Here is a 20,618-nt window from a genome sequence, read left to right as displayed (position 1 = left end):
TCCGCTCCTAGTTCTGTCCGGATTGCAAACGGGCGAGTTCGCGGTGTTCGTAGGCGATGTAGGCCTCCATCATGCCGCGGTAGATGGCCTCGATCAGCTCGGGCTGGCCGCCCTCGGCCACGGCGCGCTCGCGCACGCGGGCGACGATGGTCTCGATGCGGTCTTCGTCGCGCACCAGGCCGGGATCGTTCTTGACCCGGGCGGCCTGCGTCATGTAGCCGCCGCGCTCGACCAGCAGCGGCACAAGCACGTCGTCGAGCGCGTTCACATGGCGGCGCACCTCGGCCATGCTGGCGCAGTGCTCGACCTTGTCGATGGCGCGGGCCTCGCCCTCTCGGTTCTCGCGCGTCATTCCAGTCCCTCCTCGACCAGCTCGGCCGCGCGCAGCAGCGCGCGCGCCTTGTGTTCCGTTTCCCTCCATTCCAGCTCGGGCACCGAATCGGCCACCACGCCGGCCGCGGCCTGCACGTAGAGCATGCCGTCCTTGATCACGCCGGTGCGGATGGCGATCGCCAGGTCCATGTCGCCGGCATAGCTGAGGTAGCCCACCGCGCCGCCGTAGATGCCGCGCTTGGTCGGCTCCAGCCGGTCGATGACCTCCATCGCGTGCACCTTGGGCGCGCCGGTCAGCGTGCCGGCGGGGAAGGTGGCCTTGAGCACGTCCATGCTGCTCATGCCGTCCTGCAGCAGGCCTTCGACATTGCTCACGATGTGCATCACGTGGCTGTAGCGCTCCACCACGAAGGCCTCGGTCACCTTGACGCTGCCGGTCTTGGCGATGCGGCCGATGTCGTTGCGCGCCAGGTCGATCAGCATCACGTGCTCGGCGCGCTCCTTGGGATCGTTGATCAGCTCGACCTCGGCGGCCTGGTCCTTCTCGGGCGTGGCGCCGCGCGGGCGGGTGCCGGCCAGCGGGCGGATGATGACCTTCTCGCCGCCCTCCACGCGCTCGTGCCGCACCAGGATCTCGGGGCTGGCGCCCACCACGTGGAAGTCGCCCATGTGGTAGTAGTACATGTAGGGGCTGGGGTTGAGCGAGCGCAGCGCGCGATACAGGCTCAGCGGGCTTTCGGTATAGCGCTTGTGGATGCGCTGGCCCACCTGCACCTGCATGAAGTCGCCGGCGGCGATCAGCTCCTTGGCCTCCTCCACCGCCTTCAGGTAGTCGGCCTTGGCGAAGCTGCGCTGGGCCGGGTGGCTTTCGCCCGCCTTGATCTGCGGCACGCTCACCGAGTAGCGCAGCCGCTCCTTGAGCTGGCGCACGCGCTTCTTGGCGCGCGAATAGGCCTCGGGCTCGGCCGGGTTGGCGTAGACGATGAGGTAGAGCTTGCCCGAGAGGTTGTCGATGACCGCCACCTCCTCGCACTGCAGCAGCAGGATGTCGGGCGTGCCCAGGCTGTCGGGCGGGCAGGAGTTCTCGAGCTTTTTCTCGATGTGGCGCACCGCGTCGTAGCCGAAATAGCCGGCCAGGCCGCCGCAAAAGCGCGGCAGGCCGGGGCTGACCGCCACCTTGAAGCGCTGCTGGTAGCTGGCGATGAAATCCAGCGGATTGCCGGATGCCGTCTCCACCACCGCGCCGTCGGTGACCACTTCGGTCTTGGCGAAGCTGCCGAAGCCGCTGGCGCGCAGCAGGGTGCGCGCGGGCAGGCCGATGAAGCTGTAGCGCCCGAAGCGCTCGCCGCCCACCACGGATTCGAGCAGGAAGCTGTGCTTGCCGTCGTCATGCGTGTGCGCCAGCTTCAGGTACAGCGACAGCGGAGTTTCCAGGTCGGCGAAGGCTTCGGCGACGAGCGGAATGCGGTTGTAGCCTTGGTCGGCCAGACTTTTGAATTCGAGTTCGGTGATCACGAAGTCGTCCCCAGCTAGGGCAGCGCACGCTGGATGTGTGCGTATCGTGCGCTGCAGTTCATCATTGGAAAGGCCATGCCTCATGGCATGACCGAGGGCGCACGCTGGGGCGTGTCACCCAGCGGCAATCAAACGGTCGCATGCGCAGGCTTACGCCAGGGCCAGGCTCCCCGGTGCGAACGACCTGCAATGACTGCTTGATGGATGAACATGGCGGCTAGTGTAGCAAACGATTCAGGCCCGATTCCGATCTAGAGCGCCAAATCCGGGATTTGGCTCTTTGCCGGCGTGGCCTCGGCCACCAGCTGCCGGTAGTAGGTGGGCAGCGCAAACAGCGCCGGGTGCAGCTCGGCGTTGTAGAACTGCAGCTCGCCCACGCCGCGCTCGGCCAGCCGCTGCGCCGCCGCGGCAGCGCCCAGGGCCACGGGTTGCAGGCCATCCGACGCCACCGCCAGCCCCCAGTACGCGCCATACAGCGGAATGTAGAGCCCGTAGCAATGCACCTGGGCAAACACCTGGCGCAGGCTGGCGGCCAGCTGCCGCACCTGGTCGGCATGGAACACCGGGCTGCCCAGGTGTTGCACCACCGCGCCGCCGGGCGCCAGCACGCGCTTCATGCGCAGCAGCGCCTCGGGCGTGTAGAGCGGGCTGGCGGGGGTGTCGGGATCGGTCAGGTCCATCAGCACCAGGTCGAAGCGCTCGTCGGTCTGCGCCAGCAGCTGCAGGCCATCGCCGATGCGCAGCTCCAGGCGCGGGTCGTCGAACGCGCCGCGGTGCACCTGCGGCAGGTGGGCGCGCGCGGCGTCCACCACCTGCGCATCGAGCTCGGCCAGCAGCACGCGCTCCATGCAGCGGTGCTTGAGCAGCTCTTCGGCCGCGCCGCCATCGCCGCCACCGATGATCAGCGCGCGCCGGGGCGCGGGGTGCGCGATGGCCGCCGGGTGCACCAATGCCTCGTGGTAGAAGAACTCATCCTTCTCCGAGGTCATGAAGCGGCCGTCCAGGCGCAGCATGCGGCCAAAGGCCGGCGACTGCAGCAGCTCCATCTGCTGGTACGGCGTCTGGCGGCGCTGCAGCACCCGGGCGCGGAAGCTGAAGGCGCTCGATGGCGTCAGCCGCTCCTGCACCCATTGCTCACCAGCGGAGCCGGCCGCGCTGATGTCGCCGCGCTGCAGCTGCTGGCGCTGGATGCGCTCGGGCCGGAACGCGGCAACCACCGCTTCGAGCAGTTGGCGCGCCTTGCCGGAGTTGTCGGCCGAGAAGTTGCAGACATAGACGTCCAGCGTCACGTTGCCCGTTTCGGGCCAGGTGTGGATGGCCAGGTGCGATTCGGCCAGCAGCACCATGCCGGTCACGCCGCCGGGCTGCCCCTGGTAGGGCGGGAACTTGACCCAGCTGTCGTCCACCAGGGTCAGGCCCGCTGCGCGGGTTTGCTCGGTGCACAGCTGCGCCAGCGGCTTTTCTTCGAGCAGCAGGGCGGCGTCGCATTGGCAGCGGTACAGGTCGGCGGTCAGGTGCAGTCCATCCATCGTCTGGAGTTCCTTGTGATGGGAAGACCCGGGCAGCGAGGGTGGCAGGCGGCAGGTCTTCGCAGGTGAATGGAAAGGGGCAGGCGTGGCCCGCCCGCGGCGCCGCGGGCACCAAGGATGCAGCGCGGCAGCGGTCAACCCACGATGCTAGCCCGCGCGCAATAACGCACACCCAGGTGCGATATTGCGCCCTCCCCTTGCCCTACCCGCTACCGCTATCCGCGCGGCAGCGAGATTTCGGCCAGCGAGTCCACATAGCCGTCGGCCGGCACCGCGCGGATCGGCTGCCCGTGGTTGTAGCCATAGCTGACCAGGTACACCGGGCAGCCGGCGCCGCGCGCCGCCTGCGCATCGTTGCTGGAGTCGCCGATCATCAAGGTGCTACCAGGCTGGCTGCCCAGCGCGGCGCAGGTCTGCACCAGCGGCAGTGGATCGGGCTTCTTGCGCGCGAACGAGTCGCCGCCGAACACGCATTCGAAATACGGGCGCAGGCCCTTGGCCTGCAGCAGGGGCTCGGCGAATGCCAGCGGCTTGTTGGTGAGGCAGGCCAGCCGCAGGCCCTGGGCGCGCAGCTGCGCCAGGCCCTGCTCCACGCCGGCATAGACCCGCGAATACTGGCCATTGATCGCCAGGTAGTGGTGCTGGTAGCGCTCCCAGGCCTGCGGGTACAGCGCCTCGATGCGCGCATCGTCCTGCGCCAGCACATGCCCGAGCACCGAGCGCAGCAGGTGCTCCGAGCCCTTGCCCACCATGGGCTCGATCGCCGCCGGCGCGATCGCGGGCAGCCGCAGGTCGGCCAGCATGCGGTTGAGCGCCTCGGCAAAGTCGCCCATGGTGTCGACCATGGTGCCGTCCAGGTCGACGATGGCGGCCTGGAACGCCGCCGCTCCCCTGCCGCTCATGCCAGCGCACTCCGCATCTGCGCTATCACCGCCTGGTAATCGGGCTTGCCGAAGATCGCGCTGCCGGCCACGAAGGTGTCGGCGCCGGCATCGGCGACGCGGCGGATGTTGCTCTCCTTGATGCCGCCGTCCACCTCAAGCCGGATGTCCTTGCCCGAGGCATCGATGCGCTTGCGCGCCAGCTCGATCTTGCGCAGCGTGCTGTCGATGAAGCTCTGGCCGCCGAAGCCGGGGTTCACGCTCATCAGCAGGATCAGGTCGATGTCCTCGATCACCCAGTCCAGCACGTCCAGCGGCGCAGCGGGGTTGAACACCAGGCCCGGCTTGCAGCCCTGGGCCTTGATGGCCTGGATGCTGCGGTGCACATGGGTCGATGCGTCGGGGTGGAAGCTGATGTAGTCCGCCCCCGCCTCGGCAAAGGCCGCCGCCAGCGCGTCCACCGGCTGCACCATCAGGTGCACGTCGATGGGCGCGGCGCTGCCGTCGGGCCGCAGCGCATGCGGCTTCAGTGCCTGGCAGACCATGGGGCCGAAGGTGAGGTTGGGCACGTAGTGGTTGTCCATCACATCGAAGTGGATCCAGTCGGCGCCGGCGGCCAGCACCGTGCGCACCTCGTCGCCCAGGCGGGCGAAATCGGCGGACAGAATGGAGGGGGCAATGCGGTAGGTTGAGCTCATCGGCGTATTGTCGCAGTTACCATTGACAAATGCCGAAATACCAGTTTGAAGTCTCCGCGACGCCGGAGTACCTGCCCGAGCACTCCGCGCCCGAGGCCCGGATCTACCAGTTCGCCTACACCATCGTGGTCAGCAACCGCGGCGAGGTGCCCGCGCAGCTGATCGCCAGGCACTGGATCATCAAGGACGAAAGCGGCCAGGTGCAGGAGGTCAAGGGCCTGGGCGTGGTCGGGCACCAGCCCCTGCTGGCGCCGGGCGAATCATTCCGCTACCAGAGCGGCTGCCGCCTGGCGGCGCCGCGCGGCACCATGCAGGGCAGCTATTTCTGCGTGGCCGAGGACGGCGAGCGCTTCGAGTGCGCCATCGCGCCCTTCGCGCTGGATGCCGGCCAGCCGCCCGGGCTGACGCCCGAGGTTCCCCAAGGGCGGGTGCTGCACTGATGCGCAAGGGCAAATCATCCAACCAGCTGGGCGAGCTGCTCGCCACGCTGGAGCCGGAGGCCCCGCTGGCCGAGCGCAACCTGTGGCTCATCGAGGCGATCCGCTGGATCCGCGGCGAGCAGCGCTCGGCCGAGGGCGCGGTCAGCCGCGTGGTGCAGCTGCTCGACGCCTTCGAGGCGCAGCCGCAGGCGCTGCAGAAGCTGCAGTCCTGGTGGGCCAAGACGCTGCAGACCATCGACCTGACCGCGCTGCTGGCTGATTTCGGCTTTGCGCCGCGCACCGCCTTCTTCAACGAGCTGGCCGAGCGCCTGCGCTGGAAGCTGCTGCCGTCAACGCCCGAGACCATCGATGCGTCCGAGCTGTTTTCGCTGGCGCTGCACACGCGCTTCGATGCGCAGTGGCTCAATGCGCTGGACGAGGCGACGCTGAGCCGGCTGGCCCGATTGCTGTCGCCGGGCTTCGTCGCCATCGAGGCGCCGGTGGTCGTGCCCACGCAGATCGCGCAAAGCGACGTGGCCGATGCGGCCAGCGCCGCCAGCGACACGGTGCCCGGCCACTACGGCGCGCACATCTCGCCGTGGCAGCTGCTGGTGCTCAATGCCGTCACCTACTGCGCGGGCCAGATCCTGGCCTCGGGCTTCACGCCCGAGCTGCGCCTGCGCATGAGCGACACCGCCAAGAACACGCAGCCCTTCTACACGCTGATCAGCGATGTGGCGGCGCTGCGCAAGGAGATGCTGCACCACCGCCCCCAGGCCGCCGAGGTGCAGGCCGCCGAGGCGGCGGTGCGGACCAGCCTGGACGACTGCCGCGCCGCCGTGGCCTCGATCTACGACCATTTCGAGGACAACGGCATCTCGGTGGGCATGGTGTTTCGCCTGCGGCAGCTGCGCATGCGCATCCTGCGCGTGCGCGAGCTGCTGGACTGCCTGCTCACCCCCAACCCCGGCGTGATCACCGCCAAGTTCTTTGCCCACCTGGTCGTGGTGGGCCAGGAGCGCCAGAGCGTCAAGGCGCTGATCGCGTCGAACTCCTCGCTGCTGGCGGCCAAGGTGGCCGAGCGCAGCGCCGAGACCGGCGAGCACTACATCACGCGCGACAAGGGCGACTACGGCCGCATGGTGCGCAAGGCCAGCGGCGGCGGCCTGGTGATGGCCTTCACCACGCTGATCAAGTTCGCGCTGCACGCCATTGCCATCTCGGCCTTCTGGGCAGGCTTTCTGGCCGGGGTGAACTATGCGCTCAGCTTCGTGCTGATCCAGCTGCTGCACTTCACCGTGGCCACCAAGCAGCCGGCGATGACCGCGCCGGCCATGGCCGCCAAGCTGCGCGATTCGGGCAACACCGAGGAAGGCGTGCAGGCCTTCGTCGACGAGGTGAGCTTCCTGGTGCGCTCGCAGGTGGCGGCAGTGCTGGGCAATGTGCTGGTGGTGTTTCCCGCCGTGCTGGCCCTGGCGCTGCTGTATGCCCGCCTGGCGGGCCAGCCCGCCATCGGCACGCACACCGCCGAGTACACGCTGCAGTCGCTCAGCATCCTGGGCCCGTCGGTCCTGTACGCGGCCTTCACCGGCGTGCTGCTGTTCGCCTCCAGCATCATCGCGGGCTGGACGGAGAACTGGTTCGTGCTGCGCCGCCTCGACTCCGCCATCCAGTACAACCCGCGCTTCACCCGCTGGCTGGGCAAGGCGCGCGCGGCGCGCTGGGGGCGCTTCATGCGCGAGAACATCTCGGGCTTTGCCTCCAACATCTCGCTGGGCTTCATGCTGGGGCTGATCCCGGTGTTCGCGCAGTTCTTCGGGCTGCCCATCGACATCCGCCACGTCACGCTCGCCTCGGGCCAGATCGGCGCGGCGGCGGCCAGCCTCGGCCTGCCGGTGCTGCACCTGCCGGGCTTCTGGCTGGCCGTGGCGGCGCTGCCGCTGATGGGGGCGATGAACATCATCATCAGCTTCTACTGCGCTTTCCGCCTCGCGCTGCGCGCGCAGAACGTGAGCAATGTGGAGCGCCGCCATATCTACCGGGCCCTGCTGGCACGGCTGCTAAGGCGCCCGTTCAGCTTCCTGCTGCCGATCCGGCCCCGCAAGGCCGCAGCTCACGGCAGCAGCGCCGGCGCGGTGGGCGAGCATGGGTAGGCAGATGGGCGAATTCGACCTGATCGCGCGCTACTTCACGCGCCCGACCCGCCAGGCGGTGCTGGGCGTGGGCGACGACTGCGCGCTGCTCGCGCCGCGGCCCGGCATGCAGCTGGCCATCTCCAGCGACATGCTGGTGCAAGGCCGCCATTTCTTTGCCGACGTCGAGCCCGCAGCGCTGGGCCACAAGGCGCTGGCGGTGAACCTCAGCGATCTCGCCGCCTGCGGCGCCAGGCCGCTGGCCTTCACGCTGGCGCTGGCCTTGCCGCAGGTCGACGAGCCCTGGCTCGCCGGCTTTTCCGCCGGACTGCTGGCGCTGGCCGACGAGCATGGCTGCGAGCTGGTTGGCGGCGACACCACGCAGGGCCCGCTCAACATCTGCATCACCGTGTTCGGCGAGGTCCCGGCCGGCCAGGCCCTGCTGCGCAGCGGCGCGCGCCCGGGCGACGATATCTATGTGAGCGGCACGCTGGGCGATGCGCGCCTGGCGCTCGAAGCCCTGTTCGGCCACATCGAGCTGCCCGCCGCGGCCCTGCACTCAGCGCGCCAGCGGCTGGAGCGCCCCACGCCGCGCGTGGCGCTGGGCCTGGCGCTGCGCGGCATCGCCAGCAGCGCGCTGGATGTGAGCGACGGCCTCACCGGCGATCTCGGCCACATCCTGAAGGCCAGCGGCGTGGGCGCCACGCTGGATGCAGCGGCCATTGCGCAGTTGCTGGCCGCCCGCGCCCATTTCGCGGCGGGCGGCAGCCAGTTCCCGCCGGAGCTTTTGCACCAGTGCACCCTGGCCGGCGGCGACGACTATGAACTCGCCTTCACCGCCCCCGCCGCGCGCCGCGAAGCGGTACGGGCGGCCGCACGGCAGGCCGGCGTGCCGGTCACGCGCATCGGCACGGTGGATGGCACGCCCGGCCTGCGCCTGGTGGACGGCCAGGGGCTGCCGCTGGCGCAGCGCCCCGCTTCGTTCGATCATTTCGGAAACGCCTGAGCGGCGCGGCAGCAAACCACCGGCGCCGGCGAAAAGGGCGCAGGCCCGGCCTGCGCCAAGCCGTTTCATGGATTTCGCAACAGTGCGCCGACCGTCGCCTGGCTGAAGCAGCAAAAATACAAATAAAATTCATTATCATTCACTTTGCTTCACCGGCTATCGGGAGCACTCTCATCCGAGAAACGCCATGTGCCCGCCGCGGATACCCGCATCCTCCCGGGCCCACGCTTGTCCTGCGCCATTGCCAAACACCATGAAAACCCCTTTCTCTGCACATCAGGCGGCCGGCGTGCTGCGCCCCCGTAGGCTGGCGCTCGCCATTCTGGCGGGGCTTGGCTGGCCTGCGCTGGCGGCGGCGCAAGACACCACCGCTGCCGACGCCGCCAGCGCCAGCGAGGAGACCCCTACGCTGGAGACCATCCAGGTGTCGGGCGACCTGCTGGGCACCGGGCTGCAGAACCAGCTCAAGACCTTTGCCGGCGCCAGAACGGTGGTGGACAAGCAGCAGATCGAGAGCACCGGCGCCTCCAGCATCGGCGACGTGATGCGCCGCATCCCCGGCGTGCAAAGCAGCGACAACTCGGGCACCGCCGGCAGCGCGATCTCGCTGAACATCGGCGTGCGCGGGCTGACCGGCCGCTACTCGCCGCGCTCCACCGTGCTGCTCGACGGCGTGCCGCTGGCGGTCGCGCCCTATGGCCAGCCCCAGCTGTCGTTTGCGCCGGTCAGCCTCGCCAATATCGAATCGATCGACGTGGTGCGCAGCGGCGGCGCCGTGCGCTACGGCCCGCAGAACGTGGGCGGCATCATCAACTTCAAGACCCGCTCCATTCCCACCAGCAAGGAGCTGAGCGGCGACGTCAGCGTGCGCTACAACGGCTTCGGCAAGGGCGGCGAGAACAATACGCTCTACAGCACCTTCCTGGGCTCGCAGCTGGACAGCGGCCTGGGCTGGGCGCTGATGTACTCGGGCATGAGCGGCTCCGAATGGCGCAAGGACAGCGACGAGCACCTGAACGACCTGGCGCTGAAGTTCCGCTATGAGCTCAGCCCCAGCTCCGAGGTGTATGGCAAGTTCTCGTACTACGACGTGCGCTCGAAAACCCCCGGCGGCCTGAGCGTGGCCCAATACCAGGCCAACCCCTTCCAGAACACCCGCCCCACGGACATGTGGGACGGCGAGCGCAAGGGCCTGGACCTGGGCTACATCAACACCATCTCGGACACCCAGGAGTTCGAGATCCGCGCCTACTACAACGACAGCTCGCGCTCCAGCCGCCTGATCAATGCCGCGCGGACCCAGCTGAACTACCAGCCACGCAACTACCAGACCCTGGGCATAGAGCCGCGCTACACCCAGCGCTTCACGCTGGGCCCGAGCACCAACGACGTGACCGTGGGCTACCGCTACATCCGCGAGCGCGGCGACGACAACAGCTATCTGCAGACCCTGTCTTCCGGCGCATTCGGCCCCACCACCTCGTTCGACAATGCCACCGACGCGCATGCCGCCTACATCGACGACCGCATCGCCATCGGCCAGTGGCGCATCACCCCCGGCGTGCGCTTCGAGCACATCAAGTCCGAGCGCGACGACCGCTCGGGCGCGCAGAGCTTCGACACGCGCAACAACAAGTGGCTGCCGTCGATCAGCGTGTCGTACCTGCTGAACCCGGCGCTGACGCTGTTTGCCAACTACACCACCTCGTTCGGGCCGGTGCAGAACATCCAGCTGAACTCGCAGACCGCCGCCAACCCGCTGCGCCCCGAGGTCGCCAAGACCAAGGAAATCGGCGCGCGCTGGCAAGACAAGCAGTGGCGCGCGGAAGCGGCGCTGTTCGACATGCGCTTCGACAACCAGATCCTGCAGATCCCCGGCGTGACGCCCGCGACCTTCGCCAACATCGGCGCCACCAAGCACCAGGGCTTAGAGCTGGCGCTGGAGTACAGCTTCGACAAGGGCGGCGCGCTGGCGGGCACCAGCGTGTACGGCAACTACTCCTATACCAAGGCGATCCAGAAGTCCGGCGCCACCGCAGGCCTGGACGTGCCCTTCTACTCGCGCAACACCGACACCGTCGGCGTGCGCTATGAGCGCGATGCCTGGGGCCTCAACCTCTCCAGCACCCACCAGAGCGGCCAGTACTCCGACCTCGCCAATACCGAGGCCGAATCGGCGAATGCCAATGTGGGCCGCATCCCGGGCTTTCGCCTGTGGAATGTGCAGCTCAGCTGGAAAGTGCCCCACTACAAGGGCAGCGAGATCATGGTCGGCGTGAACAACATCGCCGACAAGCGCTACTACACCCGCAATGTGGACGGCAACCCCGGCCGCATGGTGGGTGCGCCGCGCACCTTCTATGTCCAGGGCCGCTACGCATTCTGACACCAGCCAACGCAGCTCAGGAACCGAAGGCTTTTGCGTTCGCGACGAGGTGTCGGATGCGCCTTGCGCAGACCCTGCCTTGCATGGCAATGGACTTCTGAGTCTGCGCTTTATGGGCAGAGGGAACAACAGCACAGGCACGAGAGCGCAGCATGTGGAGTTTCAAGAACATCTGGTTCCAGCTGCACTGGCTGGTGGGCATCACCGCCGGCACGGTGCTGATGGTGATCGGCCTGTCGGGCGCGCTCTATTCGTTCCACGAGGAGGTGCTGGACTGGCTCAACCCCGGCACGGCCAGCGTGCCGCCGCGCCAGGCGCCCGCGCTCACGCCGCCCGAGCTGGTGGGCGCGGTGCAGGCCTCGGGCGAGCAGCGCCGCATCGAGCGCATCACCGTCTTTGCCAAGCCCGGGCGCAGCGCCCTGGCCAGCTTTGCACCCGGGCCCGGGCAGCGCCGCGGCGAAACCGTCTTTCTCGACCCGTACACCGGTGCACGCCTGCCGCAGCAGCGCGGCCAGGCCTTTTTTGAATGGGTCGAGCACTTGCACCGCTGGCTGCTGCTGCCGCGCGACGATGGCAAGCCGATCACCGGCACCCTGTCGCTGTGCCTGCTGGGCCTGTCGCTGTCGGGCCTGTACCTGCGCTGGCCGGCCAAGCCCCTGTCCTGGCGCACCTGGCTGACCTTCAATGTACGCCGCCAGGGGCGCCCGTTCCTGTGGGGCCTGCATTCGGTCGCCGGCACCTGGGCGCTGGTGGTGTATCTGATGTTCACGCTCACCGGCGCGTACTGGGCCTTCAACGCGGTGCGCGCCCCGGTTGACCGCTGGCTGGGTGCGCCATCGCGCGCCGCGGCCCGGGCCGAGAATTCCGCCGCCCAGCAAGCCGCCAGGCAGTCGCCCCCGCCGCCCCTTGGCGCCGCCGCGCTGGAGCCGGCCTGGGCCGGCTTCGCCCGCCAGGCGCCGGGCTGGCAGTTTGCGCAGCTGCGCCTGCCGCAGCGCGCCGGGCAGCCGCTGCAGTTCAGCTGGTTCGATGCCGCTGCCCCGCACGAGCGCGCGCGCAACCAGCTCAGCCTGGGCCTGGACGGCGCGGTGCAGCGCGACGAGCGCTTCGCCGACCTGCCCGCAGGGCGCCGCGCCCTGCTGGCGATCTACCCTTTGCATCTGGGCTCCTACTTCGGGCTGGCCGGGCGCATCATCGTCACCGTGGCCGCCTTGATGCTGCCGCTGTTTGCGATCACCGGCTGGATGCTGTATCTGGACCGCCGCCGCAAGGCGCGCGCCGCTGCCCACGCCCAGCAGGCGCTGGCCGATGGAGCGGGAGCGGGCCACGGCGACGACCCGGGCCAGGCCATTGCGGTGGTGCATGCCAGCCAATCGGGCCACGCGCAGCAGCTGGCGGCGCGCACCGCCGCGCGCCTGCGCGGCGCCGGCCTGGCCGCGCAGCTGGTGCCGGCAGCCACACTGGACATGGAGCAGCTGCAGCGCCATGCCCGGGTGCTGTGGGTTGCCAGCACCTTTGGCGAGGGCCAGCCGCCCGACGCGGCCCGGCGGTTCGCGCGCCTGCTGCGGCAGGCTGCGGAGCAGGAAATCGAGCAGGGAACGGAACAGGGACAGGGCAAGCCCCTGGCCGGGCAGCGCTTTGGCCTGCTGGCCCTGGGCGACCGCCAGTATGCGCAGTTCTGCGGCTTTGGCCTGGCGCTGGCGGCGCAGCTGCAGCAGCTGGGCGCGCAGCCCCTGTTCCCCACCATCGCCATGGACGGCGAAGACGATGCCGCCTGGCAGGCCTGGAGCGCAGCACTGGGCCGCCACTGGGGCACCGCCGGGCTGCAGGAGCTGCATGCCGCCGGCGGCGGCAGCGCCGCGGAGCCCGAAGCGGCATTCCACCGCGGCCGGCTCAAGAGCCGCCTGCATTGCAACCCGGGCAGCGTCGGCAGGCCGCTCTACCAGATTGAGCTGGACCTGCCGGCCACAGCCACGCCAACGCTGCACTGGCAGGCGGGCGCGCTGGTCGAGATCTGGCCGCAGCATGCGGCGCAGGCGGTCGATGCCTGGCTGCAGGCGCGCCAGCTCGATGGCGCCGCGCCGGTGCGCTGGCATGGCGCCAGCGTGCCGCTGCGCGACGCACTGGCGGCCAGCGAGCTGCCCGAGGATGCTTCCTGGCCGGCGCCACAAGCCCTGGCCGAGCAGCTGCAGCCGCTGCCGGCGCGCAGCTATTCGCTGGCCTCGCTGCCGCAGGACGGCCACCTGCGCCTGTGCGTGCGCCAGATGCAGGTGGAAACACCTGGCCAGCCGGCCCGCCTGGGCCTGGCCTCGGGCTGGCTCAGCGAGCATGCGCCGCTGGGCGGCACGGTGCTGCTGCGCCTGGTCGAGAACCCGTCGTTCGCACCGCACGACAATCCCGCGCTGCCGGCGATCTTCCTGGGCAACGGCTCGGGCTATGCCGGGCTGCGCGGCCACCTGCTCGACCGCATTGCCAAGGGCCGCAACGACAACTGGCTGATCTTCGGCGAGCGCCAGCGCGCGCACGACGGCTACGCCGAGGCCGAGGCGCGGCAATGGCTCGCGCAAGGCCATCTGCGGCGCGCCGACTTCGTCTACTCGCGCGACCCGCAGGCCCAGGGCGGCAGCGCCCCGCAGCTGCGCTACGTGCAGCATGTGGTGCGCGCGCAGGCCGGGGCCATGCGCGAATGGCTGGAGCGCGGCGCCGTCCTCTACCTATGCGGCAGCTTCCAGGGCATGGCGAGCGACGTGGATGCCGTGCTCACCGAGATGCTCGGCGCGGCAGCGATGGAAGAGCTGGCGGCATCGGGACGCTACCGGCGGGATGTCTATTGAGCGCCCACGCCCGCCGCCAGCGGCGGCGGCGAAAGAATTGAACACAACTTGGCGGCACCCGCCATGCTATGGTGCCTGGCTTATGAAGCACCGCATTTCCATGCTCGCACCGACCACCCCGGCACGCCAGTCGGCATCGGCCTTGTTGGCCTTGGCGCTCGCGCTGCCCGCATCGGCCGCGGCTGAACCGGCCGCCGGGCCTGGCGCCCAGGCGCCCATCACCAGGGTCACGGTCTACCCCGGCGTCGCTGCGGTGGAGCGCACGGCCCGCGTGGCGGCGGGCGCGCGCCAGCTCAGCCTCGACTGCCTGCCCGCCTCCATCGATCAGCAAAGCCTGCAGGTGAGCGCCGATGCGGGCGTGCGCATCGGCGACATCAAGATCCTGCTGCAGCCGCGCGAGCTGGCGGGCAAGGCCTGCGCCAGCCCGCTGGAGCAGCAGATCCGCAGCCTCGAAGACCAGCTGGCCGCATTGGATGCCGACGAGGCCGCCGCCAAGCTGGTGGGCGACTATCTGCAGGGCGTGGCCAAGCCCGCCGACGGCCATGGCAGCGGCAACCCCGGCCCCGCCGCCAGCCAGATCGGTGCCACCAGCAATGCCCTGCGCTCCGCCAGCCGCGATAACAGCCTGCGCGCCCACCAGACGCTGCGGCAAAAAGAGGCGCTGCTGGAGCAGCTCAAGCCGCTGCGGCAGGAGCGCGACCGCACCGCCAACGCCCGCTCGCAGGTGATGAAGGTGACGGTGCAGCTCGCCACCGCGAGCGAGGCCACGGTGCAGCTGAACTACCAGGTGCGCGGCCCCGGCTGGCAGCCCGTCTACCGCGCGCAGCTGGACAGCGCCAAGGGCGTGGTGCAGCTGGAGCGCCAGGCGCTGGTGGCGCAAAACAGCGGCGAGGACTGGAGCCATGTGCAGCTGCTGCTGTCCACCGGGCAACCCACCCGCAGCACGCAGGGCGCCCTGCCGCGGCCCTGGACGCTGGACATCGAGCGCCCCCGCCCCACGGCGGCGCCCGCGCCCGTGGCCGCCGCGGCCCCCATGCTGCTGGAGCGCGCCCGCGGCAAGATGGCCGAGGCCGGCGACGCGCCGCCGGCGCTTGATGTCTCCGCCATCGACACCGCCTATGCCACCCAGTTCGCGGTGCCCTACAAGATCAGCGTGCCATCCAGCAGCGAGCGCGTGACCCTGTCGCTGGGCTCGCAGGGCCTGCCGGCCACGCTGCTCACGCGTGCCGCGCCCGCGGCGGAAGAAGCCGCCTACCTGGTGGCGCAGCTGCAGCCGCCTGCCGGTGTATGGCCCGCCGGCACCGCGGTGCTGCTGCGCGACGGCGCCTTCGTGGGCCAGGGGCGGCTCGACTTCGGCAATGCCGCCGGCCTGGCCCGCGGCCTCTCGTTCGGCCGCGACGAGCGCGTGGTGGTGCGCAGGCTGCCGCCCGAAGAGAGCGCGGGCAGCGCCGGCTTCATTGGCAGCAGCACCGAGCGGCAAGTGGCGCGGCGCTTCGAAGTCCAGAACCGCCACGAGCGCAGCATCCGGCTCGAAGTGCTGGATGCCGCGCCCGTGGCGAAGAACGACCGGATCAGCGTGCAGTCGCAGTACCAGCCGCAGCCCGCCACGCTGCGCTGGAACGAGCAGCCCGGCATGATCGCCTGGCAGCAGGAGCTGGCCGCCGGGGACAGCGCGCGCTTCGAGGCACGGCACCAGATCCGCTTCCCGCAGGACGCCCAGATTGACGAGCGGCAATAGCGCGGCCGGCGGACTCCTCTATCATCCCGGGCATGAGTGAGCAAGCTTTCGAATTGCTGGAGCCCAGCGCCGAGCCGCCGGCGCAGGGGCCGCGCCGCGCCACGGCGCGCTTCATGCTGGAGAACCCCTTGCATTGGGTGGCGCTGGGCTTTGGCGCCGGCCTGAGTCCGCTGGCGCCGGGCACGGTGGGCACGCTGTGGGCCTGGGTGGCCTACCTGGTGATGCAGCACTGGCTGTCCGCGCGCGCCATCGGCATGGTGATCGCCGCCGCCATCGCCCTGGGCTGGTGGGCCTGCACCGCCACCGCGCGCCACCTGCGCGTGGCCGACCCGGGCAGCGTGGTATGGGACGAGGTGGTAGCCTTCTGGCTGGTGCTGTGGCTGGCGATGCCCATGGGCCTTGCCGGCCAGGCGGCGGCGTTTGCGCTGTTCCGCTTTTTCGACGCGCTCAAGCCCGGGCCGGTGCGCTGGGCCGACCAGATGTTCAAGGGCCTGGGCTGGCGCGGCGGCTGGGGCATCATCTGGGACGACCTGGTGGCCGCGTTCTGCACTTTGCTGGTCATCGCGCTGTGGAGGCATTTCACATGAACACCACTGCTTCACTGCTGCTCAAGGGCGATCATCCCGCGCCCTTCTATGTGGCGCAGCTGGCCGAGGCCCTGCCCCGCAGGGGCTGGCTGCTGGCCACCGCCGAGAGCTGCACCGGCGGCCTGATCGCGGGCACCTGCACCGAGCGGCCGGGCTCCAGCGCCTGGCTGGACTGCGGCTTCGTCACCTATTCCAACCAGGCCAAGACGGCCATGCTGGGCGTGCCCGCCGACATGGTCATGGAGTATGGCGCCGTCAGCGAGCCGGTGGCGCGCGCCATGGCGCAGGGCGCATGCGCGCACTCCCGGGCCCAGGCCAGCGTGGCCGTCACCGGCGTGGCCGGGCCCGACGGCGGCACCGCCGCCAAGCCGGTGGGCACGGTCTGGTTCGGCTGGCAGGTGGCGGGGCAGACCTTCAGCGAATGCATGCATTTCGAGGGCGATCGCGCCGCCATCCGCCAGGCCACGGTGGTGCATGCGCTCAAGCGGCTGCTGGAGCACATGGCGGCCTGCGGCTGACAAGAGCGCTCCTGCCGGCCTGTCAGATCCGGCCGACAGGAATCGGCTCGCTTGGCCGATCCCCGCGCTGCCAGGCACACGCCATACTGGAGGCATCATCGTTGCAAGGTATCCATCCTGCACGAGCTGATGCTCTGGAAAGGAGAACCACCATGAAGCAAGCTACCTGGATTCTGGCCTCGCTGTTCGCTGGTGTAGTAAGCCTGAGCGGCTGCAGCAGCCCACCGACCAATGCCCAGCTTGGCACCGGCGTGGGCGCGGTGGCCGGTGGCGTGGTCGGCGATGCGATCTTTGGCTCCACGCTGGGCACGGTAGGCGGTGCCGCCGCCGGCGCGCTGCTGGGCAACCAAGTCGGCGACAAGATGGACGGGCGCAGATAAGCGGCATTTTCCTGATCCCGGCCCCGTGGCGGCACCATCGCTCACCGGAGTTACACCTGCAACGCGCGGCGCCGCCGCCACAGCGCCTAGGATATAGGCTATTCCTGCTGCACTGCTGCACCCGCGAGCCAAAGCTTGGCGCGCCTGCCTTCACCCTCTTTGATGTGCAGCAGGCCTGCCAGGAGAAACCATGAAGAAACCCACTTTTGTCATTGCCATTGCGCTGGCCGCCTCGTTGGGCCTGGGGGCCTGCAGCACCCGCCCCACCAATGCACAGATCGGCACCGGCGTGGGCGCGGTGGCCGGTGGTGCCGTGGGCCATGTGCTGTTCGGCTCGCTGCTAGGCACCGTGGGCGGTGCCGCCGCTGGCGCGCTGCTGGGCAACGAGGTGGGCCGCCGTACACGCTGAAGCGGCCCTCAACCCCGTTTCAACCGCGCCGCCTGGCGCGGTTCTTGTTTCTACCGCCCCTGCGTCACGCTCAGCAGCACCAAGGCCACGAGCAGCGCCACGATCACCGCCAGCGCGATCTTGACCCAGCTATAGGGCTGCTCGCCGGCAATCTGGCCGGTGTAGCCATTGGCCACGATCTGGTAGCTCCGGGGCCCATAGGTATAGCTCACCAGCCACACGGGCACCAGCACATGCTTGAAGGTGCGCCCCTGGTACAGGCGCTGCACCTGCAGGTTGCGGCAGGTGTCGCCAGGGACCTGCTGCGCGCACAGCGCCTGGACCTGGCGGTCCATGTCGGATTCGTTGAGCTGCGCCGCCCGGCCCAGGTCGACCTGGTAGCGCTCCACCGTCCAGCCGCGCACGAACTCCGGCGAGTAGGGCTTGAGCTCGGTGGTGGTCGGGAAAGGCTCGATCTTGCGCAGCAGGTTCGGGTGGATGCCCACGGTGCCGGGCACCAGCTCATCGTCGAAGAAATGCTGCAGGCCGCCCGCCGCCGGCTCCCAGCGCACATGCTGGACCTGGCGGGTCTGCACATTGCCGTTGGCATCGCGGTATTGCTCGGTGGTGTAGTAGTAATAGCCCGCGTCGGCGCGCCATTCGGCCTGCACATGGGCGTCGAAAGTCCAGTACGGCAGGTACACGCCCTTGAGCGTGTCGGTGAGCGCGGCGTTCCTGAGCTTGTTCGGCGCGAACCAGCGCGAGCCGTACCACTGGCGGATGCGGTCGCGGATCTGCCCGTCGCTGATCTTGAACGGCAGCAGGCTCTGCGGCGTGATGGCGTCGTTCTTCTCCTCGTGCTGCTGGATGGCGGGCGAGCCGCAGAAGTCGCAGCGCTGCGCCACCCGGCCGTCGACGAACACCGAGATGGCCCGGCAGTTCTGGCACTGGTATTCGCGCCGCTGCTGGCCCCAGCCGCGGCCCGATGCCGGGTTGGCCAGCGCGGCGGCCAGGTCTTGCTCCAGCACCGCTTCGCCCAGCGCGGCCTGCTGCTCGTCCGTCCAGGGCACGGTGGTGCCGCAATACGGACACTTCAGCGACTGGGCCTTGGCATTCCATTCCAGGTTGCCGCCGCATTCGGGGCAGGTATGCCGCCCCACCAGCTTGGCCTGGGCAGGCTCTGCCGCGGTGAAAGCACTCGTGTCGTTCACAAGAAAAACCGGTAAAACGCGGATGGGGAAAGCGCCAGCAGCTACCTAGTCAATAGCTACCGGCACTTGCGGGGCTCAGCCGCGCAGGAACTCGTTGAGCGCGTCCTGCGAGATGCGCCAGGCCGCGCCGATCTTGCGGGCCTTGAGGTGGCCGGCCTCGATTTCGGCCATCACGTCCTGCAGCGAGACACCCAACGTCTGCGCCGCCTGCTCGGGCGTGAGCACCTGCACCGCGCCCGCGGCGGCGGGCGCCTGCGGCGCCTGGGCGGCCTGCGCTGCGGCTGGCGAGAAGGGGTCGGCCGCCGGCTGGCCCGGCTGCTGCATGCCCTTCATCATCTCCTGCGCCATGCCGAAACCCATGGCCATGGTGGCGGGAATGGTGGCGGCGGCCGCGCCCTCGCCGCCATTGGCCATGGCCTGGCCCATCTGGTACTTGACGTAGTCGTTCAGGTTGCCGATGGCGCTCATGCTGGAGCGCTTGTCGATGGCCTCCTCCACCTCGGGCGGCACCGATACGTTCTCCAGCATGAAGCTGGTGATCTCCAGGCCGTACTTGTCGCGCACCGCGGGGTTGATGAGCTGCAGCAGCGCCTCGCCCATCTCGGAGTAGCGCTGCGCCACGTCGAGCACCGGCACATGCGCGCGGGCCAGGGCCTCGCTGAAGATGCTGACGATGCGCGAGCGCATGGTGTCGGCGAACTCGTCGAGGCGGAAGTTCTGGTCGGTGCCCGCCACCTCCTTGAGGAACTTGGCGGCCTCGACGATGCGGAAGTCGTAGGTGCCGAAGGCGCGGATGCGCACCACGCCGAAGTCCTGGTCGCGCAGCATCACCGGGTTGGAGGTACCCCATTTGTTGCCGGTGAAAAGGCGCGTGTTGACGTAGTAGACATCGCACTTGAACGGCGACTCGAAACCGTACTTCCAGCCGCGCAGCGTCGAGAGAATCGGGATGTTCTGCGTCGTCAGCACATGGCGGCCGGGGCCGAACAGGTCTGCGAACTGGCCCTCGGAGACGAACTGCACCTGCTGCGACTCGCGCACGATGAGCTGCGCGCCGTTCTTGATTTCCTTGTCCTGGTCGGGCCAGCGGTAGGACAGCGTGTCCCGCGAATCATCCGTCCACTCGATGACCTCGATCAGTTGCTTGGTGATGATGTTCATGAGGTTCATGAAAGATCCTTGGGGCAAAGAAAAAAGCGGGTTCTGATATCAGCGGACTATTCTATGCGCCGCAGCATTTCTTGAACTTCTTGCCGCTGCCGCAGGGACAGGGGTCGTTGCGGCCCGGGGTCGCGCCCTTGACGATGGTGAACTGGCGCGGGCCCATGCTTTTCCACAGCCGGCGCAGGTCGTACACCGCCCAGATGGCTTCGCCCAGCGCCTCGATCCGCTCCTGGCTGACGCTGGGCTCGGCGTCCTCGTCGTACAGGTTGAGCGCGGGCGCGGCGTTGTCGTCTTCGGCCAGCAGCTCCACCAACTCCAGCGCATCGGCCAGCCAGGCGGCATTTTCCTTGTCGCGCGGCGGCTGCCAGTCGTCGGCCCAGTGCTCCACCACGAACATGAAGCCCAGCGCCCAGATCTGCGCCAGCGAAGGCACCTCGCCCTCGCTCACGGCTTCGGCGCGCTCGGCCTCGTCCATGCCGGCCAGCGCGCCGCGCATGTCGATGAATTCGGGCTGGAAGGCATCGTCGTCGTCAAGCGCCTGGGCCTGGCCGTCGAGTTGCGCAACCACTTCGTCCCAGCGCTGTTGCCACAGCGCCAGAAAGCGCGACTGCTGCGCGGCGTCGGCAAACACCGGCAGCACCGGCAGGCTGCCATCGGCCGCGCGCACCAGCGGCTCGCCCTCACCCAGCAGCACGGGCAGGAACTCCTCGGGCGGCACCGCACGGCGCGTGCACGCCAGCGCGGCCAGAAAGCCGTCGCAGAACTCCCACTGCGGCACGCCGTCGTCGCGCGTGTGCAGGTCGTTGAGCAGATCGTCCAGTTCGGACAGGCGCAGCGACGACGGGTCGTCGTCCGGGGGCAGTTCAGCAGTGGTCATGGGATACAGGAATCAGGAAAAATAC

General features: G+C 69.2%; 18 protein-coding genes. 10 read left to right on the top strand and 8 right to left on the bottom strand.

The genetic code is table 11. The features are described 5' to 3' along the window. Positions 1-7: 7 nt before the first annotated feature. The 5 genes from ACODRX_RS03125 to rpe all read right to left on the bottom strand — a co-directional run bounded on the left by ACODRX_RS03125 (position 8) and on the right by rpe (position 4,956). Positions 8-352: a chorismate mutase gene (locus tag ACODRX_RS03125; protein WP_488869584.1), complete on the bottom strand. Its 345-nt coding sequence runs from the start codon at positions 350-352 to the stop codon at positions 8-10. Beyond that, positions 349-1,848, bottom strand: coding sequence for an anthranilate synthase component I (gene trpE, locus ACODRX_RS03120; protein ID WP_488869583.1), 1,500 nt, complete (start codon positions 1,846-1,848; stop codon positions 349-351). Before trpE ends, ACODRX_RS03125 begins: the two co-directional genes overlap by 4 nt. Positions 1,849-2,099: 251 nt before the next feature. Further along, a complete protein-coding gene (speE, locus tag ACODRX_RS03115) occupies positions 2,100-3,377 on the bottom strand; it encodes a polyamine aminopropyltransferase (protein ID WP_488869582.1) in 1,278 nt (425 codons plus the stop codon). A gap of 215 nt (positions 3,378-3,592) precedes the next feature. Beyond that, a complete protein-coding gene (gene gph / locus ACODRX_RS03110) occupies positions 3,593-4,279 on the bottom strand; it encodes a phosphoglycolate phosphatase (protein ID WP_488869581.1) in 687 nt (228 codons plus the stop codon). Continuing rightward, on the bottom strand, positions 4,276-4,956 hold the full coding sequence (rpe, locus tag ACODRX_RS03105) for a ribulose-phosphate 3-epimerase (RefSeq protein ID WP_488869580.1): 681 nt from the start codon (positions 4,954-4,956) through the stop codon (positions 4,276-4,278). Before rpe ends, gph begins: the two co-directional genes overlap by 4 nt. A 29-nt stretch (positions 4,957-4,985) precedes the next feature. On the opposite strand from rpe, the gene apaG reads away from it, so the two are divergent. From apaG to ACODRX_RS03055, 10 genes are all read left to right on the top strand, one after another. Beyond that, positions 4,986-5,396 carry a Co2+/Mg2+ efflux protein ApaG gene (apaG, locus tag ACODRX_RS03100; RefSeq protein WP_488869579.1) on the top strand — a complete coding sequence of 137 codons (411 nt, stop codon included), beginning with the start codon at positions 4,986-4,988 and terminating at the stop codon, positions 5,394-5,396. Continuing rightward, a complete protein-coding gene (locus tag ACODRX_RS03095; RefSeq protein WP_488869578.1) occupies positions 5,396-7,528 on the top strand; it encodes a site-specific recombinase in 2,133 nt (710 codons plus the stop codon). Before apaG ends, ACODRX_RS03095 begins: the two co-directional genes overlap by 1 nt. 4 nt (positions 7,529-7,532) lie before the next feature. Then, positions 7,533-8,513: a thiamine-phosphate kinase gene (gene thiL / locus ACODRX_RS03090; RefSeq protein WP_488869701.1), complete on the top strand. Its 981-nt coding sequence runs from the start codon at positions 7,533-7,535 to the stop codon at positions 8,511-8,513. Positions 8,514-8,766: 253 nt separating this feature from the next. Further along, positions 8,767-10,899 (top strand): TonB-dependent receptor family protein, encoded by a 2,133-nt coding sequence (locus tag ACODRX_RS03085; protein ID WP_488869577.1) that lies wholly within the window; start codon positions 8,767-8,769, stop codon positions 10,897-10,899. A 152-nt stretch (positions 10,900-11,051) separates the two neighbouring features. Beyond that, positions 11,052-13,730: a PepSY domain-containing protein gene (locus tag ACODRX_RS03080; protein ID WP_488869576.1), complete on the top strand. Its 2,679-nt coding sequence runs from the start codon at positions 11,052-11,054 to the stop codon at positions 13,728-13,730. Between the two features lie 82 nt (positions 13,731-13,812). Next, positions 13,813-15,468 (top strand): DUF4139 domain-containing protein, encoded by a 1,656-nt coding sequence (locus tag ACODRX_RS03075; protein WP_488869575.1) that lies wholly within the window; start codon positions 13,813-13,815, stop codon positions 15,466-15,468. A 32-nt stretch (positions 15,469-15,500) separates the two neighbouring features. Continuing rightward, positions 15,501-16,055, top strand: a complete 555-nt coding sequence (locus tag ACODRX_RS03070) for a phosphatidylglycerophosphatase A family protein (protein ID WP_488869574.1) — start codon at positions 15,501-15,503, stop codon at positions 16,053-16,055. Beyond that, on the top strand, positions 16,052-16,573 hold the full coding sequence (locus ACODRX_RS03065) for a CinA family protein (protein WP_488869573.1): 522 nt from the start codon (positions 16,052-16,054) through the stop codon (positions 16,571-16,573). Before ACODRX_RS03070 ends, ACODRX_RS03065 begins: the two co-directional genes overlap by 4 nt. Positions 16,574-16,725: 152 nt before the next feature. Further along, positions 16,726-16,953 (top strand): YMGG-like glycine zipper-containing protein, encoded by a 228-nt coding sequence (locus tag ACODRX_RS03060; protein ID WP_488869572.1) that lies wholly within the window; start codon positions 16,726-16,728, stop codon positions 16,951-16,953. 190 nt (positions 16,954-17,143) lie between these two features. Then, positions 17,144-17,362, top strand: coding sequence for a YMGG-like glycine zipper-containing protein (locus ACODRX_RS03055; RefSeq protein ID WP_488869571.1), 219 nt, complete (start codon positions 17,144-17,146; stop codon positions 17,360-17,362). Positions 17,363-17,412: 50 nt separating this feature from the next. Here ACODRX_RS03055 and ACODRX_RS03050 read toward each other — a convergent pair whose 3' ends face one another. The 3 genes from ACODRX_RS03050 to ACODRX_RS03040 form a co-directional block, all read right to left on the bottom strand. Continuing rightward, entirely contained in the window at positions 17,413-18,552 is a 1,140-nt protein-coding gene (locus ACODRX_RS03050; RefSeq protein ID WP_488869570.1) for a TFIIB-type zinc ribbon-containing protein, read from the bottom strand. A 75-nt stretch (positions 18,553-18,627) separates the two neighbouring features. Beyond that, positions 18,628-19,722, bottom strand: coding sequence for an SPFH domain-containing protein (locus ACODRX_RS03045; RefSeq protein WP_488869569.1), 1,095 nt, complete (start codon positions 19,720-19,722; stop codon positions 18,628-18,630). A 52-nt stretch (positions 19,723-19,774) separates the two neighbouring features. Next, positions 19,775-20,593 carry a YecA/YgfB family protein gene (locus ACODRX_RS03040; RefSeq protein ID WP_488869568.1) on the bottom strand — a complete coding sequence of 273 codons (819 nt, stop codon included), beginning with the start codon at positions 20,591-20,593 and terminating at the stop codon, positions 19,775-19,777. Positions 20,594-20,618 lie beyond the last annotated feature (25 nt).

Source organism: Comamonas sp. FG99 (assembly GCF_057808605.1).
Note: the sequence above shows the minus strand (reverse complement) of the source record. Positions and strands in the feature narration are given on the sequence as shown.